Source organism: Pseudoalteromonas sp. GW168-MNA-CIBAN-0100 (assembly GCF_040309225.1).
In the GTDB taxonomy this organism is placed as follows: Bacteria; Pseudomonadota; Gammaproteobacteria; order Enterobacterales; family Alteromonadaceae; genus Pseudoalteromonas; species Pseudoalteromonas arctica.
In genome coordinates this window covers 1-370 of the sequence record NZ_JBEOOL010000214.1, presented here as the reverse complement: position 1 = coordinate 370, position 370 = coordinate 1, and the positions used below count along the sequence as shown (strand labels likewise).

Here is a 370-nt window from a genome sequence, read left to right as displayed (position 1 = left end):
TTAACACTGGCACAAATTGCAGCTTATCCGCAGCTAGTGGTATCACCTTCGCGTGCCAATTTACGTGGCTCTCACGATCAGTGGTTTGCAGCTAAGGGCCTTAAACGCAATATTGTTATGTCGGTACCTAGCTTTTCGGCGGTACCAAACATTCTTCATACAACCGATATGATCGCATTTTATCCGTCGCGATTATTACCAAACAATAAAGTACAAGAGCTAACCGTTGAAGCATTACCACCGTCTTTTAAAGTAATAGCCGCATGGCACCCACGTACCAGTGAAAGCCCAATTCATCGCTGGATACTGGAACAATTAAAAGTAATTTGAAGTATAAATAAGTTTTAGCGAGCAACACTCGTTTATAGTG

At 42.2% G+C, this 370-nt stretch carries 1 protein-coding gene; it reads left to right on the top strand.

All coding sequences use genetic code 11. The features are described from left to right. Positions 1-330, top strand: a 330-nt coding sequence (locus AAEY62_RS20795; protein WP_350636180.1) for a LysR substrate-binding domain-containing protein, incomplete at its 5' end; no start/stop codon positions are given. Positions 331-370: the final 40 nt, after the last annotated feature.